Here is a 16,457-nt window from a genome sequence, read left to right as displayed (position 1 = left end):
TTCTGTTGGCGGGGGGGGGGGGGGGGGGGGTCGCTGGTGGGGGGGGGGCGCCCCCCCCCCCCCGCCACTACCGGATCGCGTGGATCGCAGGCAACAAAAAACCCGGCCGGGGCCGGGTTCTTGTCTGCTGCCCTACCCGAAGGGGCAGGGCGGCAACGCCGGATCAGGCGGCCTTGAGGGCCTTGATGCGGTCGTTCAGGCGGCTCTTGTGGCGAGCAGCCTTGTTCTTGTGGATCAGGCCACGCGCGCTGAAGCGATCCAGGATCGGCTGGGCAACGGCGAAGGCGGCTTCGGCGCCGGCGGCATCGTTGGCGTCCAGCGCCTTGATCACTTTCTTGACAGCGGTGCGCAGCATCGAGCGCTGAGCCACGTTGCGCGCGTTGCGCACGACGGTCTGCTTGGCGCGCTTCTTGGCGGACTTGATATTGGCCACGGTGGTGGTTTCCTGAAAAAATCGGTGTTATGGGAACAGCAAGCTAGCTAGTATGATGGCCCGAGAAATGCACGTCAAGTCGATTGTCAAGAGGGACGCTGAGTGAGTTCACCGAAGATGTTGCGAGGCCTGCTGTCGTTCAGCAGCATGACCATGGTCTCGCGGGTGCTCGGACTTGTCCGTGACCAGGTGATCACCACCACGTTCGGCACCAATGCGGTTACCGATGCGTTCTGGGTTGCCTTCAGGGTACCCAATTTCCTGCGCCGGTTGTTCGCCGAAGGCTCTTTCGCCACCGCTTTCGTGCCGGTGTTCACGGAAGTGAAGGAAACCCGCAGCCATGCCGAGCTGCGTGAACTGATGGCCCGCACCGCCGGCACCCTGGGTGGGGTGCTGATGCTGGTTACCGCGCTGGCGCTGATCTTCGCGCCGCAGCTGGCGGTCGCATTCTCGAGTGGTGCTGATACCGACCCGGTCAAGCAGACCCTGCTGGTCGACCTGTTCCGCCTGACCTTCCCGTTCCTGTTGTTCGTCTCGTTGACCGCGCTGGCCGGTGGCGCGCTGAACAGCTTCCAGCGTTTCGCGATGCCGGCGCTGACCCCGGTCATCCTCAACCTGTGCATGATCGCCGGTGCGCTATGGCTGGCGCCGCAGCTGGGCGGCACCCCGGAAAAACAGATCCTGGCGCTGGGCTGGGCGGTACTCGCCGCCGGCATCCTGCAGCTGCTGTTCCAGCTGCCCTCGCTGAAGGGCATCAACCTGCTGACCCTGCCGCGCTGGGGCTGGCGCCATCCGGGCGTGCGCAAGGTGCTGACGCTGATGGTGCCGACCCTGTTCGGTTCGTCGGTGGCGCAGATCAACCTGCTGCTGGATACCCTCATCGCGGCCAAGCTGACCGACGGCTCGCAGTCGTGGCTGTCGCTGGCCGATCGCTTCCTGGAGCTGCCGCTGGGTGTGTTCGGCGTGGCGCTGGGCACGGTGATCCTGCCGGCGCTGGCCCGCCATCACGTCAGCACCGACCGCGAGGGTTTCTCGCGCTCGCTGGACTGGGGCCTGCGGATGACCCTGCTGATCTCGGTGCCGGCCATGCTGGGCTTGCTGCTGCTGGCCGAGCCGCTGATCGCCACTCTGTTCCAGTACCGCCAGTTCACCGCCTTCGATACCCGCATGACCGCGCTGTCGGTGTACGGCCTGAGTTTCGGCCTGCCGGCGTTCGCCCTGCTGAAGGTGGTGCTGCCGGCGTTCTATGCCCGCCAGGACACCAAGACCCCGGTCCGTGCCGGTGTGGCCGCGCTGGTGGCCAACATGGTGTTCAACTTCGCCCTGCTGGCCGTGCTGTACCAGGTCATGGTGCCGGACGAGCTGAAGGCGCAGGGCGTGATGGCGGCCATCGGCAAGCAGCCGGGCCTGCACCTGGCGCTGGGCATCGCCAGCGCACTGTCCAGTTACCTGAACCTGGGCCTGCTCTGGTACTGGCTGGGCAAGACCGATGTCTACCAGCGCCGGCCGGGCTGGGGCGGCTATCTGGTGCGGCTGCTGCTGGCCTGTGCGGCCATGGTCGGCGTGCTGTTGGCCCTGCTGCATTGGGTTCCCGACTTCACCGTCATGGACAAATGGCACCGTATCGGTGGCCTGATGCTGCTGGTCGGCGGCGGTGGCGCGACCTATGCGGTGGCCATGCTGGCGATGGGCTTCCGCCCGCGCGACCTGCGTGGGCATTGATCGCGGCCCGTGGCGGCTATACTTCAGGGTTACACCATTGAAGCAGCGGCCCCGGTCGGGCCGGAACGAGAGTTGATGAGCAGGCTGTTCAGAAGCGTCGAGGGCGGGGAGCTGTTCCCCAACGGAAGCGTGGTCTGTATCGGTGCATTCGACGGCCTCCACCTGGGCCATCGTGCGCTGGTCCGCCACGCGGTTGCCCGCGCGCGCGCCTTGGGCGTGGCCGCGGTGGCCGTGGCGTTCGAGCCGCTGCCGCGTGAATTCTTCGCCCAGGGCACGCCGCCGCCGCGGCTGACCCTGGCGCGCAGCAAGGTCGAGATCCTGCGCGAGCTGGGTGTCGATGCGATCGGCCTGCTGCGTTTCGACGCGGCGATGGCGGCGATGCCGGCCGAGACCTTCGTGCGCCAGTTGCTGGTCAATCGCCTGAGTGCGCGTGAGGTCTGGATCGGGCCGGAGTTCTGCTTCGGCAACCGCCGCCGCGGCGACCTGGCCCTGCTGCAGCAGCTCGGCGCCGAGCTCGGCTTCAGCGCCGGCGAGATCGAAGCGGTCGATCTGCACGGCGAGCGCATCTCCAGCACCCGCATCCGCCAGCTGCTGCAGGACGGCGATTTCGCCCGTGCCGGCGATCTGCTCGGCCGTCCCTACGCGATCAGCGGGCGGGTGGTGCGTGGGCGCCAGCTCGGCCGCACGCTGGGCTTCCCCACCGCCAACCTGCGTTTCCCGAAGACCCCGGCGCTGTCGGGCATCTACGCGACCTGGGTGCACGGCGTGTTCGACCAGCCGTGGCCGTCGGTGTCCAGCTTCGGCACGCGGCCGACCGTGGACGGCGTGGAGCCGTTGCTGGAAGCCCATCTGTTCGATTTCCAGGGCGACCTGTACGGGCGCCACATCGACGTGGAGTTCGTCGCCAAGCTGCGCGACGAAGAGAAATTCAATGATCTGGCGGCACTGACCGACCAGATGCACCGCGATGCCGAACAGGCGCGCGCCATCCTTTCCGAACATAGATTGCGAGCCACTGCGTGAGCCAGGACTACAAGACCACCCTGAACCTGCCAGCCACCGAATTCCCGATGCGCGGCGACCTGCCCAAGCGCGAGCCGGGCATTCTGGCGCGGTGGGAAGAACAGGGGCTCTACCAGCAGCTGCGCGACAACGCCGCCGGCCGCCCGCTGTTCGTGCTGCACGACGGCCCGCCGTACGCCAACGGCCGCATCCATCTCGGCCACGCGGTCAACAAGATCCTGAAGGACATCATCGTCAAGTCGCGCTACCTGGCTGGCTTCGACGCGCCCTACGTGCCGGGCTGGGACTGCCACGGCCTGCCGATCGAGATCGCGGTCGAGAAGAAGTGGGGCAAGGTCGGCACCAAGCTCGACGCCGTCGAATTCCGCCAGAAGTGCCGCGAGTTCGCCGAAGAGCAGATCAACATCCAGCGCGTGGACTTCAAGCGCCTGGGCGTGACCGGTGACTGGGACAACCCGTACAAGACCCTGAGCTTCGACTTCGAAGCCAACGAAATCCGTGCGCTGGCAAAGGTCGTGGCCAACGGCCACCTGGTGCGTGGCGCCAAGCCGGTGTACTGGTGCTTCGACTGTGGCTCGGCGCTGGCCGAGGCCGAGATCGAATACCAGGAAAAGGAATCGCCGGCGATCGACGTGGCCTACGCCGCGCGCGATGCGCAGGCCATCGGCCAGGCGTTCGGCGTGAGCGTGCCGGCTGACGTGGAAGTGGCCGTGCCGATCTGGACCACCACCCCGTGGACGCTGCCGGCTTCGCTGGCGGTGTCGCTGGGCGCGGAGATCAACTACGTGCTGGCCGAAGGCCCGGCGCACAACGGCAAGCGCCGTTGGCTGGTGCTGGCCGCGGCCCTGGCCGAGCGCGCGCTGCAGCGCTATGGCGTCGAAAACGTGGTGCTGCACGGTGAAACCACCGGTGCCGCGCTGGAGAACCAGCTGCTGGCGCACCCGTTCTACCCGGAGCGCGAGATCCTGGTGCTCAACGGCGAGCACGTCTCCGACGAGGACGGTACCGGTGCGGTGCACACCGCCCCCGGCCACGGCCAGGAAGACTTCGTGGTCAGCCAGAAGTACGGCCTGCTGGACAAGTACAACGCCGGCCAGGTGACCCCGATCGACGGCCGTGGCGTGTACCTGGAATCGACCCCGCCGGCCGGTGACGTGGTGCTGGCTGGCCAGCACCTGTGGAAGGCGCAGGAGGCCATCGTCGGCGTGCTGCGCGACAACGGTTCGCTGCTGGCCTTCCACCCGATCCGCCACAGCTACCCGCACTGCTGGCGCCACAAGACGCCGGTGGTGTTCCGCGCCACCCCGCAGTGGTTCATCTCGATGGACAAGGCCAACCTGCGCAACGATGCGCTGGCCGCCATCGATACCGTCGGCTGGTTCCCGACCTGGGGCAAGGCGCGCATCCAGAGCATGGTCGACGGTCGTCCGGACTGGACCATCTCGCGCCAGCGCACCTGGGGCGTGCCGATCGCACTGTTCACCCACCGCCAGACCGGCGAGATCCATCCGCGCTCGGTGGAGCTGATGCAGCAGGTGGCCGACCGCGTCGAAGCCGAGGGCATCGACGTGTGGTACTCGCTGGATGCCGCCGAACTGCTGGGCGCCGAAGCGGCCGACTACGAGAAGGTCACCGACATCCTCGACGTCTGGTTCGATTCGGGCGTGACCCATGAAGGCGTGCTCGCCGCGCGTGGCTTCGGCAAGCCGGCCGACCTGTACCTGGAAGGTTCGGACCAGCACCGCGGCTGGTTCCAGTCCTCGCTGCTGACCGGCGTGGCGATCGACAAGCGCGCGCCGTACAAGCAGTGCCTGACCCACGGCTTCACCGTGGACGAGCACGGCCGCAAGATGTCCAAGTCGCTGGGCAACGGCATCGAGCCGCAGGACATCATGAACAAGCTGGGCGCGGACATCCTGCGCCTGTGGATCGCCTCGGCCGACTACAGCAACGAGATGTCGCTGTCGCAGGAGATCCTCAAGCGCAACGCCGACGCCTACCGTCGCCTGCGCAACACCGCACGCTTCCTGCTCGGCAACCTGGACGGTTTCGATCCGGCCCAGCACCTGCAGCCGCTCGACCAGATGGTCGCGCTGGACCGCTGGATCGTGCATCGCGCGTGGGAGTTGCAGGAGAAGATCAAGGCGGCCTACGACGGCTACAACATGGCCGAGATCGTGCAGCTGCTGCTGAACTTCTGCAGCGTGGACCTGGGCTCGCTGTACCTGGACGTGACCAAGGACCGCCTGTACACGATGCCGACCGATTCGCACGGTCGCCGTTCGGCACAGAGCGCGATGTACCACATCGCCGAAGCGTTCACCCGCTGGGTGGCGCCGATCCTGACCTTCACCGCTGACGAGCTGTGGGGCTATCTGCCGGGCGAGCATGCCGGCCATGTGCTGTTCACCACCTGGTACGACGGCTTGGCGCCGCTGCCGGCCGATGCCCAGCTCAACGCCGCCGACTTCGACCAGCTGCTGGCCGTGCGCGAGCAGGTGGCCAAGGTGCTCGAGCCGATGCGTGCCAACGGCGCGATCGGTGCCGCGCTGGAAGCGGAACTCACCATCGCCGCCAACGAAGAGCAGGCCGCGAAGTGGCAGCCGCTGGCCGATGAACTGCGTTTCCTGTTCATCAGTGGCGACGTGCAGGTGCGCCCGGCGACCACCGACGAGGTGTTCGTCAGCGCCCAGCCGACCACCAAGGCCAAGTGCGTGCGCTGCTGGCACCACCGCGCCGACGTCGGCAGCAACGCCGACCACCCGGAACTGTGCGGCCGCTGCGTGAGCAACATCACCGGCGCCGGTGAAGTGCGGAGCTGGTTCTGATGGCCGCGCCCCGTCCGCATCCGAACGCCCTGGTCTGGCTGCTGCTGTCGGCCGCCATCATCGGCCTGGACCAGTGGTCCAAGGCCTGGGTGTTGTCGAGCCTGCCGGAGTTCCAGCCAGTGGTGGTCATCGACGGCTTCTGGAACTGGTACCGCACCTACAACACTGGTGCCGCGTTCAGTTTCCTGAGCGACGCCGGTGGCTGGCAGAAACACTTCTTCACCGTGTTGGCGATCGTCATCAGCGGCCTGATGGCCTGGTGGCTGCGTAGCACTGCCCGCGGCAACTGGAAGGCCGCGGTGCCGTACGCGCTGATCATCGGCGGCGCGATCGGCAACGTGATCGACCGCCAGGTGCATGGCCATGTGGTCGACTTCATCCAGTGGTACGTGGGCAGCTACACCTGGCCCTCGTTCAACATCGCCGATTCGGCCATCGTGGTGGGTGCCATCGGCATCGCCCTGTTTGGCCTGTTCGACGGCAAGTCCGCCAAAAAGGCGGATAATGCCAATCCGAAACCGTAAGCCGGCCGCTGCCGGGAGACTGAACTGATGGATGTGCTGCTCGCCAACCCGCGTGGATTCTGTGCCGGCGTCGATCGTGCGATCGAGATCGTCAAGCGCGCGATCGAAACGCTGGGCGCGCCCATCTACGTCCGCCATGAAGTGGTGCACAACCGCTTCGTGGTCGACGACCTGAAGCAGCGCGGTGCGATCTTCGTCGAGGAACTCGATGAAGTGCCGGACAACAACACGGTCATTTTCAGCGCGCATGGCGTGTCCCAGGCCGTGCGCCAGGAGGCCGAGCGTCGTGGCCTGAAGGTGTTCGACGCCACCTGTCCGCTGGTGACCAAGGTCCACTTCGAAGTGGCCCGCCACTGCCGTGCCGGCCGTGACGTGGTGCTGATCGGCCACGCCGGTCACCCGGAAGTGGAGGGCACCATGGGCCAGTGGAACCGCGAAGCCGGCACCGGCCAGATCTATCTGGTCGAGGATGTCGAGCAGGTTGCCACGCTGCACATCAACCAGCCGGAAAACTTCGCCTATACCACCCAGACCACGCTGTCGGTGGACGATACGCGCGGCATCATCGATGCGTTGCGTGAGCGCTTCCCGGCGATGCAGGGCCCGAAGAACGACGACATCTGCTACGCCACGCAGAACCGCCAGGACGCCGTGCGCGATCTGGCCAAGCGCTGCGACCTGGTGCTGGTGGTCGGCTCGCCGAACAGTTCCAATTCCAACCGCTTGAGCGAGCTGGCCCGTCGTGAGGGCGTGGAGTCGTACCTGATCGACGGCGCGCACGAGATCGACCCGCAGTGGGTGGTTGGCAAGCAGCACATCGGCGTGACCGCAGGTGCCTCGGCGCCGCAGGTGCTGGTTGATGGTGTGCTGGCGCGTCTGGCCGAGCTGGGCGCCAGCGGCGTCGGCGAGCTGGATGGTGAGCCGGAATCGATGGTGTTCGCGCTGCCGAAGGAACTGCGCCTGCGCCTGGTCGACTGACCGCGAAGCGCCTCATCCACGCATGGCGTGGATCTACTGAAACTGCTCTGGTGGCTGCAAACCAGCACAAGGTGGGTGCGAACCTTGGTTCGCACGCTTCTGGGCATGCACGGATGGGCGCGCGCCCATGACCTTTGGCCATGGGGCGGGGCACTTTACAGGCCTAGCATCGGAAGATTCTCCGTTGTTGGAAGCTGTCCGATGAAGACCCGAGCCTTGGCGATGTCGTTGCTGTTCGCGCTGGCGGCCACGCCTGCACTGGCGCAGACCTCGCCACCGGCGAACGCGGCGGCTCCCGGCCTGCTGCGCATCGACGTGGACGCGCGCGATCTGGCCCGGCGCATCTTCAAGGTGACCGCCACCGTGCCGGCCAAGCCTGGCCCGATGACCCTGCTGTACCCGCAGTGGATTCCCGGCAACCATTCGCCCACCGGCCCGATCGACAAGCTGGCCGGCCTGCGCGTGACCGCCAACGGCAAGCCGCTGGCCTGGCAGCGCGACCAGTTCAACGTCTATGCGTTCAAGGTGAACGTGCCCGAGGGCGTGAGCGAGATCGTCGCCCACTTCGATTTCCTGTCCTCGCAGGGCGGCAGCCAGGGCCGGGTGGTGATGACCCCGGAAATGCTCAACCTGCAGTGGAACGCCAATTCGCTGTATCCGGCCGGCGTCGATGCGCGCAACCTGCAGGCGCAGGCCAGCGTGACCCTGCCCAAGGGCTGGTCGTTCGCCACTGCCCTGGAAACCGCGCGACGCGACGGTGACACCGTGGTGTTCAAGCCGATCTCGTATGACCATCTGGTCGATTCGCCGTTGTTCGCCGGCGAGCACTACCAGCGCATCGATCTCGACCCGGGTGCGAAGGTGCCGGTGCACCTCAATGTGTTCGCCGACGAGGCCAAGTCGTTGAAGCCGAGCGAGGCACAGATCACGATGCACCGCGCGCTGGTGCAGCAGGCCGACAAGCTCTATGGCGCGCGCCATTACAACCACTATGAGTTCCTGCTGGCGTTGACCGACCGCCTCGGTGGCATTGGTCTGGAACACCACCGTTCCAGCGAGAACAGTGCCGATCCAGGCTACTTCACAGAGTGGGACAGCAACGCGTGGATGCGCGACCTGCTGCCGCATGAGTACACCCATTCGTGGAACGGGAAGTACCGTCGCGGCGCCGATCTGGCCACCGCCAACTTCAACGTGCCGATGGGCGACAGCCTGCTGTGGGTGTACGAGGGCCAGACCCAGTTCTGGGGCCAGGTGCTGGCGGCGCGTTCGGGCCTGTGGTCGACCACACAGGCGCGCGACATGCTGGCCAACGTGGCCGCGACCTATGACCGTGGTCGCCCGGGCCTGGCCTGGCGGCCGCTGCAGGACACCACCAACGACCCGACCATCGCCCAGCGCCGCACCCTTCCGTACCGCAACTACCAGATGAGCGAAGACTACTACTCCGGCGGCCAGATGCTGTGGCTGGAGGTGGAAGGCAAGCTGCGCGAGCTGAGTGGCAACCGTCGCAGTCTGGACGACTTCGCGCGTGCGTTCTTCGGCGTCGGCAATGGCGACTGGGACGTCAATCCGTACACCTTCGACGATGTGGTCGCGACCTTGAACGGCATCGCGCCGTACGACTGGTCGAGCTTCCTGCGCGGCCGCCTGGATGGCCACGGTTCGTTGACCGGCGGCCTGGAGCTGGCAGGTTGGAAGCTGGTTTACCGCGATACCCCGAACGACGCCTACAAGGCACAGGAAAAGCGCGCCAAGGCGGCGTTGCTGGCTTATTCGCTGGGCGCGACCGTGCTCGACAACGGCACGGTCGGTGACGTGATCTGGGACAGCCCTGCCTTCAACGCCGGTCTTGCACCCGGCATGAAGGTGATCGCGGTTGGTGGGCGCGAGTACAGCAGCCAGCGGCTGAAGGACGCGGTGGCTGCGGCGGCGAAGGACAAGGCGCCGATCGTGTTGCTGGTGAAGCAGTTCGACCGCATCGAAACGATGAGCATCGTCTACCACGGTGGCCTGCAGTACCCGGTGCTGGAGCGCATCACCGGCAAGCCTGACCGCCTGGCGGATCTGTGGAAGGCACGATGAAGCCGCGCGCCCGCGATGGCGTGATCCTGTTGATGGCGATCCTCGCCATCATCGGCGCGTTCCTGGACGGCGATGGGCGCTGGCTGCATTGGCTGGCCAAGCCGGTCACCACGCTGCTGATCGCTGCCATCGTCTGGGGCGTGCATGATCCGGTGCAGCCGTTCTACCGCCGCGCGGTGCTGGCCGGCATGCTGCTCTCGTGCGTGGGCGATATCGCACTGATGCTGCCGATGGATGCGTTCGTACCGGGACTGGTCGCATTCCTGTTGGCGCATGTCTGCTACATCATCGCCTTCCGCGGAGGCCTGCGTGCCGGGCGTGGGCTGGTCGGCGCCAGCGTCCTGCTCGGTGCATTTGCCGTGCTCAACGTGCTGGGCCTGTGGCCGCACCTGCCCGCACCGATGCGTATTCCGGTGCTGGCGTACGTGGTGGTGCTGGCATCGATGGCGGTGCTGGCCCTGGCACGGCAGTGGCGCCGCCCGCAGCCTGACGCCATGGAGGCCGCCAGTGCCCGTTGGGCCGCTGCCGGTGCCGTGCTGTTCGTCGCCAGCGATTCCCTGTTGGCCTGGGACCGCTTCGCCGGTGGCCTGCCGCTGGCCAGCCTGCTGGTGCTGTCCACGTACTACGCCGCGCAGTACGCCATCGCGCGCTCGGTGAAATAGAAAAAGGGGACGGAGGGGATTAAGTCGCAAACCGCACCAAGGCACATACGACTTAATCCCCTCCGTCCCCTTTTTTGTGTGGCCTACCGGCGGCTCACGCCGCGCAGGGCGCCCTGCGCATCGAACTGCAGGCGCACGGATTCGCGGTCACCGGCGACTTCGTCCGGCAGCCATACCAGCTTGCCGGCTTTGCGCACGATCACGTAGACGTGGCCGACTTCAGATGCGGGGTTCTGCAGCGCATTGCGCTGTTCCTGCAGCGCCTGCGCCACGCGCGGCACAGCCTCGAAATCGATGCTGGCCAGGGATGTGCTGCTGCGCTGCAGGCTGATGGTCGGCGCAAACTGCTGCGGGTTCACCGGATTGCCCTTGCGCCATTGGCCACGTTCAAAGTGATAGCTGTCGACGTGGCCCGGCTGTTGCGGATCGACCAGATCGAGGTTGATGCGGCCATCGTCGTAGAAGTGGATGCTGTGGAAGACCGTCAGCCGCTGGCCGGCCAGCGCTGGCATCTGCTCCAGTGCCTGACGGGCAGCCAGCAGGTAGTCCGCATCGAACAGACGGTTGTTGCGCTCGGGCGCTCCAGCGGTGCCCGCGGCGGGGAAGGGCGCTGGGGACGGCACAAGCGATGCGGATTGCTCGCGCGGCGACTGGGACGAGACGGAGGCAGGCAACCGGTCCGGCTGTACCGAATGCCCCAGCGTTTCGCTGATGGTCTGCAGGGCGCCTCCGGCAACGGCCACGCCCGCCAGAACCAGCAGCAGTACCAGGAACACGGTGCGGGTTGAGGGCGGCTGTTTCATACTCCCTCCAGGCGCACGTTGCTGCGGTCATCCGGGTCGTACAGCAGCGTCACATGCTCGCGCGGGATGTTGGCCAGTTCAATCAGCGGGATGAAGCGGCGCACGCGGGCCTGCTGCATGTTGCCTTCGCGATCGATGTATTCCAGCTGGAACTCCACCTGTGGCTGTTCGTTGAGGTAGGTGCCGGTCTGACGCACCTTCAACACCCTGGCCTCCACGCCGATGCCGCGATACTTCAGTGCATCGCCGCGGGCATCGGCGTGCAGCAGGCGGCCGAGCAGGCGCAGGCCCAGCGCATAGCCACACAGCACCAGCGGGCACACCAGCAGCGGGTGACCGAACGACAGGAAGGTTCAGCCCAGCCCCTCGCTCTGCAGCTGGTAGGCCCACACATAGGCAGCGGCAACGATGGCGATGCCGAGTGCTGCACCGATGCCGCGCCGCCACAGGCTGGCGACATTCAGTTCGGGCTGGGCACCGTCCAGCACGATGTTGGGGAATGCCCCGGGTGTCCGCCCCAGGCGTGCATCAATGTGCCTGCCGGCCTCGAAGCGATGCAGCTGGGGTTTGCTGTCGACCACCAGCATCTGTTCGCGGACCGGCGTACCGGACAGGTTCTTGAAGGACAACTGCAGTTTCCATTGCGCGAACCCACGCACCTGCACGCCGGTCTGTTCGGCCTGTTCGATCAGCGCACTGCGCGGTTCACCGTCGGCCAGGATCGACTGCACCCGGTGCAGTGCGCGTGGCGGCCCCAGCAACAGGTAGTGCAGGAAGGCGAACAGCAGCGTCAGCCACAGGACCATCGACAGTGCGAGCAGCAACAGTGCCAGCCACGGTGCGCTGCGGTCGACCAGCGCCACCGGCCACGAAGTGCCGAAATAGAGAATGCAGGGAAAAGGCAACGCGAAGAACAGCAGGAACGCGCCCCAGAACCAGAGATAGGCTTTCATGGGGGAAGTGGACCGCGGTGGAACAGGGCGCGTAGATTACTACGCTTCAGCGGAACTGCAGGGTAAGCAGGTAGTAGCGGCCGAGCGGATCGTCCAGCCCGGGCATCTGCCCGCCGTTGCCGACCAGATAGTTCACCGGTTGCGTGTCCAGCACGTTGTGCACGTCCAGCGCTGCAACGATGCGCGGCCCCAGCCGGCGTGCGAGGTGCAGGTTCCAGCGCAGCTGCCGTGGGTTCATGCAGTGGTTCCGGTCGACCTGCTTCTGCGGGCACTCCGCCCCCGGCAGCCAGGCACGCGTGCGCCCGATCTGGTTGCCGCGCAGCGCGATGTCCCAGTTGCTGTTCTGCCATTGCACGTTCAACACCGCAGCCAGCTCGGGTGTCACATGGCCACGCAGGTCCACGGCGGCCTCATGGTCACGGCGGCGAAGCAGTTCCTGCTGCTTCAGCGCATCGAGCGAAAACAACCATTGGCCGTTGCTGCCGCTGTCGATGCGGTACTCGCCACGCAGCACCCAGTTGCGGGAGGTGGTGCGGCCGATGTTGTCGAACGACAGGCGCAGGCTGCCCAGGTGGCCGTCTTCATCCAGTTCCCACGTGCTGCGGTTCCACACCGCATCGCTCGGCTGCAGGGCGAGGATCTCGTTGCGCAGTTCCACGATGTTGTGGGTCAGCGACAGCGAGAACGTGTCGTCGGGCGTCCACGTGGCTGCCAGCGAATGGCTGCGTGATCGTTCGGCCTTCAGTGCATCGTTCTCAACCACGTTGGCCGTGACGCTGCAGCCGCCACCACGCGTGGCGATCGCACATTCCGGAAGGGCACTGGACACCGGAAGCGTGATCGAGCCGAAGTAGCCGGGCGGCCGCCGTTGCTCGAACAGGCTCGGTGCACGATAGCCGCGCCCGCTGGCCAGCAGGAACGACCAGTGCGGCGTAGGGCTCCAGCGCAGCCCGGCACGAGGCGAGAACGCCATGAAGCCGCCGTCGCGGTCCCAGCGTGCAGCCAGGTCCGCGCGCAGCGTGGGGGCCAGCGGCAGGCCCAGCTCGGCGTAGACGCCACTGCTTTGTCGCGACAGGCGGCGTCGCTGCTGTGGCAGGCCCAGCGCAAGGTCGCCCTGGCTCAGCAGTGCGTCCGGGCGCGAGGTCCAGCGTTCATGGCGCAGGTCGATGCCGGTGGCCAGCTGCGCATTGCCGCCGGGCATTGCCATCAGCTCACGCTGCACGCCCCACCAGCCCTGCCATTGTGCGGTGCTGCCGCGGTTGCGGATGGACGGAAACAGCGTGTCCGCCTCGGCCGCCGGCGGCGCGTCGAAACCGGGAGTGAACCTGCGCGCCTGCGTTGCTTCAAGCAGGCGTGTCGTGCGCACGGTGCCTGCAGTGGACAAGGTCACGTCGCTGCGCTGCGCGCTGATGCCCGCCTCCCAGCTGCGCCGGCCCTGGTCGCGGCCGATGCCGAAGGTAAGGTCGGCATCGGTGGCGCGGACGCTGGGGCGCACGTTGCCGGCCTCACGCAGCACACTGTTGAAGGTGATTCCGCGCGAGACCACCGCAACGGCGGTCGGGCCCAGATCGAAGCGCTGGCGGTTGTGACTGGCCCGCGCCTCGACATAGGCATAGCGTCCCTCACCACGTTCATGCCGGTAGTGCAGGAAGGCCGACGCGGTATCCGAGGCGGGCTGCAGCGACCGCGGCCGCGCGCTGTCAAACCAGCAGCCATCCTCGCGCCGCTTCAGGGGCGGCTCGCAGCGCCGGGCGGGCACGTACCAGTTGCCGAAGATCGCGCCGATCGGATACAGCGAGGTTTCCGCGTGCCAGTCACGCTGGTCACCGGCGACATGTTCGACACGGTGCAGATCGAGTCCGGCAAACCAGCGGTCCCCGTTGCCACGCGCGCCGCCCGTGGCGGCCTGCAGGCGGTACTGGCCCGCATCGCCGCGGCTGCTCAGGCCGGTCTGCAGCATGGCTTCGGGCCCATCGGCCTGGTCACGCAGGATGATGTTGACCACGCCGGACATGGCGTCGGCCCCATAGATGGCCGAGGCACCACCGCGTACCAGTTCGATGCGGTCGACGAAGCTCAGCGGAATGCCGCCGAGGTCGGTGAGCCCACCCTGTTCCAGCGACACCATCGGATAGCGCGGCAGGCGCCGGCCGTTGACCAGGAACAGCGTCGCCCGCGGGCCCATGCCGTCGAGACTGGTGGTGGCCGCTGCGCCCACCGGCAGGTACTGCGAATCGCCGCCGCGCGAGGTGCTCATGGCCGGATGGCCGTTCATGCCGGGCAGGTGCCGCAGCAGGTCGAACAGATTGCCGTAGCCGCTGCGCAGGATATCGTCGCGATCGATGGTGGTGACCGGCAGTGTGGTCTGCACCGAAGAGCGCGGCAGCCGGCTGCCGGTGACATGGATGGGCGCCAGTTCCACCTGGTGTGGCGTGTCGGCGGACTTGGGAGCCGGGCGCGGCAGGCGCGGGGCTGCGACCGCTTTCGGCGGCGTGGCAGGGGGCTCGGGATGGACGCGCCGCACGACAAAGGCACCGGATGAAGTGCGCAGGATGTTCACCGGCAGGCCGGCGACCAGCTGCTTCAGGGAGGCCCCGGTATCGCGTTGGTCACGGCTGCCGCCGGTGCGCAGATCATCCAGTTCACGTGCGTCGAACAGCAGGGCGGTGCCACTCTGCCGGGCCCATTGCTGCAGTGCCGGCACCAGTGGGCCAGCGCCCACGTCGATCTCCAGCGTGCCGGCGGGCTCGCCGGCATCGGCCATCGGTAGTGCGGCAACACCCAGTGCAAGGCATAGCAGGGCGCGGAGCAGCCCCCACTGCAGCGCACCCGGACCTGCCTTCACTGCCGGTCTCCTCAGTAGGTGCGGCGCAGTTCCAGCGCGCCATCCGGACGCGTCTGGCCAGCCACGGACCAACCCAGTTCCAGCGCCGACAGCAGCTCCTGTGCATCACCGGCGCGGAAGGTGCCGCTTACAGCCAGGTCGGTGATCTCCGGATCGACGATCACCAGTGGCGTGCGGCCATAACGGTTCATGCGCTCGACCACGATCGACAGTGGCGTGGCATCGAACACCAGTTGCCCACGCAGCCAGCCTTCAGCGGCTGCGTTGGACGAGAGGGCAGGGCCTGGCTGGATACGGCCGGAGGGCAATACCTGCAGCTGTTGGCCGGGTGCCAGCGTGTGCTGCGCTGCGCCGTTGCTGACTTCCACGGCACCTTCCAGCAGCGCGACCTCGACCAGGCCGTCGCGCAGGCGTTCCACCTGGAAGGTCGTGCCGATGTCGCGGATCGTACTGTCGCCGGCGTGCAGCTGCAGCGCCTTGTTCGACGGAGCGACCTGCAGTTGCAGCCGACCCCGCTCCAGCACCAGATCACGATGACGCCAGCCGAAGCGGGCGCGGAGGGTGGTGCCGGCATCCAGCATGGCGACGCTGCCATCGGCCAGCGTCTGCTGCTGTGCCTGGTGCGAATCATTGGCGTAGACCTGTGGCGTCGGGTTGCCGTCGACGGCAACCATCCAGCCGATGCCGATCGCCATGCAGACACCGGCGGCAGCGGCTACGCCCGGCAACCAGCGCCGGCGCGGCGGACGCGCCGCCCGTGCCGCGGCGGTGCGCAGCCAGGGGTCAGCCGCAAGCTCCGCACCCTGCTGGAACAGGGTTTCGGCCTGCACCCAGGCTTTGACGTGGGCCGGATCTTCGGCCAGCCAGTCCTCGAACGTTTCGCGTTCGGCCGATGTGCAGTCCGGGGCTTCCAGGCGGGCTACCCAGGCGCTGGCGCGTTCAAACAGCTGTGCATCATCCCTGTGCGGGGTGCCACTCATTGGCCGTCCCTGTCGTTGTGCAGCGGATCCGATCCCAACTCCTGACGCAGGCCCTGCAGGGCCCGGGCGATATGTTTTTCCACGGTCTTGGCAGTAATTCCACAATGCCGCGCGATCTGGGTGTAGCTCATGCCGGTGATGCGGTTGAGCAGATAGACCTCGCGTGCGCGTTCGGGCAGCTTGAACAGGGCCTGCCGCAGCAGGGACAGCATCTGCCCTGACTCGGCCTGGCGTAATGGATCGGGCGAGGAACTGGACGGTTCGTCGCTGCCATCGTGTTCGGCCAGCGGCAGATGCGGCCGCGACTGCGGCGAGCGTCCGCGGTCTGCCAGGCGGTTGCGGGCGATACGATACAGCAGCAGGCGCAGTTCGTCCGGGCCCTGTGCGCGATAGCGGATCAGCCGCTCCATGCAGTCCTGCGCGATATCCTCGGCATCCTCAGGCCCGACCCCCCGCGTGCGCAGGAACGCGCACAGCGGTGCGCGCTCTTCGCGTACGAACGCGATGAAGGCATCCGCAGGTGCGGGCGGCTCCGGCGCGCGATGGATCAGGGGAGACGGGGTGGACAGGGCTGGCCTCGACTGTCGGTGGCGAATGCGTCATCGAGTTTTACGCGACGAT

General features: G+C 67.0%; 12 protein-coding genes and 1 pseudogene. 7 read left to right on the top strand and 6 right to left on the bottom strand.

Features of this window, described 5'->3' with window-relative positions; all coding sequences use genetic code 11:
- Positions 1-163: 163 nt before the first annotated feature.
- Positions 164-433: a 30S ribosomal protein S20 gene (gene rpsT, locus ABE423_RS15270; protein ID WP_005408560.1), complete on the bottom strand. Its 270-nt coding sequence runs from the start codon at positions 431-433 to the stop codon at positions 164-166.
- Positions 434-550: 117 nt separating this feature from the next.
- On the opposite strand from rpsT, the gene murJ reads away from it, so the two are divergent.
- The 7 genes from murJ (at position 551) to ABE423_RS15235 (ending at position 10,255) form a co-directional block, all read left to right on the top strand.
- Positions 551-2,155: a murein biosynthesis integral membrane protein MurJ gene (murJ, locus tag ABE423_RS15265; RefSeq protein WP_125895443.1), complete on the top strand. Its 1,605-nt coding sequence runs from the start codon at positions 551-553 to the stop codon at positions 2,153-2,155.
- Between the two features lie 75 nt (positions 2,156-2,230).
- Positions 2,231-3,178 (top strand): bifunctional riboflavin kinase/FAD synthetase, encoded by a 948-nt coding sequence (locus ABE423_RS15260; protein WP_032127582.1) that lies wholly within the window; start codon positions 2,231-2,233, stop codon positions 3,176-3,178.
- Entirely contained in the window at positions 3,175-6,006 is a 2,832-nt protein-coding gene (ileS, locus tag ABE423_RS15255; RefSeq protein WP_293792946.1) for an isoleucine--tRNA ligase, read from the top strand. Before ABE423_RS15260 ends, ileS begins: the two co-directional genes overlap by 4 nt.
- Positions 6,006-6,530, top strand: coding sequence for a signal peptidase II (gene lspA, locus ABE423_RS15250; protein ID WP_049424357.1), 525 nt, complete (start codon positions 6,006-6,008; stop codon positions 6,528-6,530). The genes ileS and lspA overlap by 1 nt, the downstream gene beginning before the upstream one ends.
- A 27-nt stretch (positions 6,531-6,557) precedes the next feature.
- Complete coding sequence (gene ispH / locus ABE423_RS15245) at positions 6,558-7,508, top strand: 4-hydroxy-3-methylbut-2-enyl diphosphate reductase (protein ID WP_049424359.1); 951 nt, start codon at positions 6,558-6,560, stop codon at positions 7,506-7,508.
- A 201-nt stretch (positions 7,509-7,709) separates the two neighbouring features.
- The gene (locus ABE423_RS15240) at positions 7,710-9,593 is read left to right on the top strand and encodes a peptidase M61 (RefSeq protein WP_346486614.1); all 1,884 of its coding nucleotides are present in this window, start codon (positions 7,710-7,712) and stop codon (positions 9,591-9,593) included.
- A complete protein-coding gene (locus tag ABE423_RS15235) occupies positions 9,590-10,255 on the top strand; it encodes a lysoplasmalogenase (protein ID WP_346486613.1) in 666 nt (221 codons plus the stop codon). The genes ABE423_RS15240 and ABE423_RS15235 overlap by 4 nt, the downstream gene beginning before the upstream one ends.
- Before the next feature lie 83 nt (positions 10,256-10,338).
- Here the strand turns inward: ABE423_RS15235 and ABE423_RS15230 are convergent, their stop codons facing one another.
- The 5 genes and pseudogenes from ABE423_RS15230 to ABE423_RS15210 form a co-directional block, all read right to left on the bottom strand.
- Positions 10,339-11,058 carry a hypothetical protein gene (locus ABE423_RS15230; RefSeq protein ID WP_125895435.1) on the bottom strand — a complete coding sequence of 240 codons (720 nt, stop codon included), beginning with the start codon at positions 11,056-11,058 and terminating at the stop codon, positions 10,339-10,341.
- Positions 11,055-12,011 (bottom strand): annotated as a pseudogene (locus ABE423_RS15225) (hypothetical protein). The gene ABE423_RS15230 and the pseudogene ABE423_RS15225 overlap by 4 nt, the downstream one beginning before the upstream one ends.
- 46 nt (positions 12,012-12,057) lie before the next feature.
- Entirely contained in the window at positions 12,058-14,856 is a 2,799-nt protein-coding gene (locus ABE423_RS15220) for a TonB-dependent receptor (RefSeq protein ID WP_049424367.1), read from the bottom strand.
- Between the two features lie 11 nt (positions 14,857-14,867).
- Entirely contained in the window at positions 14,868-15,836 is a 969-nt protein-coding gene (locus tag ABE423_RS15215) for a FecR domain-containing protein (RefSeq protein ID WP_049398929.1), read from the bottom strand.
- Complete coding sequence (locus tag ABE423_RS15210) at positions 15,833-16,342, bottom strand: RNA polymerase sigma factor (RefSeq protein ID WP_029379863.1); 510 nt, start codon at positions 16,340-16,342, stop codon at positions 15,833-15,835. Before ABE423_RS15210 ends, ABE423_RS15215 begins: the two co-directional genes overlap by 4 nt.
- Positions 16,343-16,457: the final 115 nt, after the last annotated feature.

Origin of the sequence: Stenotrophomonas sp. TWI1409 (assembly GCF_039673015.1) — a bacterium.
Classification (GTDB): Bacteria; Pseudomonadota; Gammaproteobacteria; order Xanthomonadales; family Xanthomonadaceae; genus Stenotrophomonas; species Stenotrophomonas maltophilia_A.
Note: the sequence above shows the minus strand (reverse complement) of the source record. Positions and strands in the feature narration are given on the sequence as shown.

Bases quoted from the DNA above. Each gene is read 5' to 3' on its own strand.
- ABE423_RS15230 (WP_125895435.1), bottom strand. From the start codon at position 11,058: ATGAAACAGCCGCCCTCAACCCGCACCGTGTTCCTGGTACTGCTGCTG.
- ABE423_RS15260 (WP_032127582.1), top strand. From the start codon at position 2,231: ATGAGCAGGCTGTTCAGAAGCGTCGAGGGCGGGGAGCTGTTCCCCAAC.
- ABE423_RS15235 (WP_346486613.1), top strand. From the start codon at position 9,590: ATGAAGCCGCGCGCCCGCGATGGCGTGATCCTGTTGATGGCGATCCTC.
- lspA (WP_049424357.1), top strand. From the start codon at position 6,006: ATGGCCGCGCCCCGTCCGCATCCGAACGCCCTGGTCTGGCTGCTGCTG.
- murJ (WP_125895443.1), top strand. From the start codon at position 551: ATGTTGCGAGGCCTGCTGTCGTTCAGCAGCATGACCATGGTCTCGCGG.
- ABE423_RS15215 (WP_049398929.1), bottom strand. From the start codon at position 15,836: ATGAGTGGCACCCCGCACAGGGATGATGCACAGCTGTTTGAACGCGCC.
- ABE423_RS15240 (WP_346486614.1), top strand. From the start codon at position 7,710: ATGAAGACCCGAGCCTTGGCGATGTCGTTGCTGTTCGCGCTGGCGGCC.
- ispH (WP_049424359.1), top strand. From the start codon at position 6,558: ATGGATGTGCTGCTCGCCAACCCGCGTGGATTCTGTGCCGGCGTCGAT.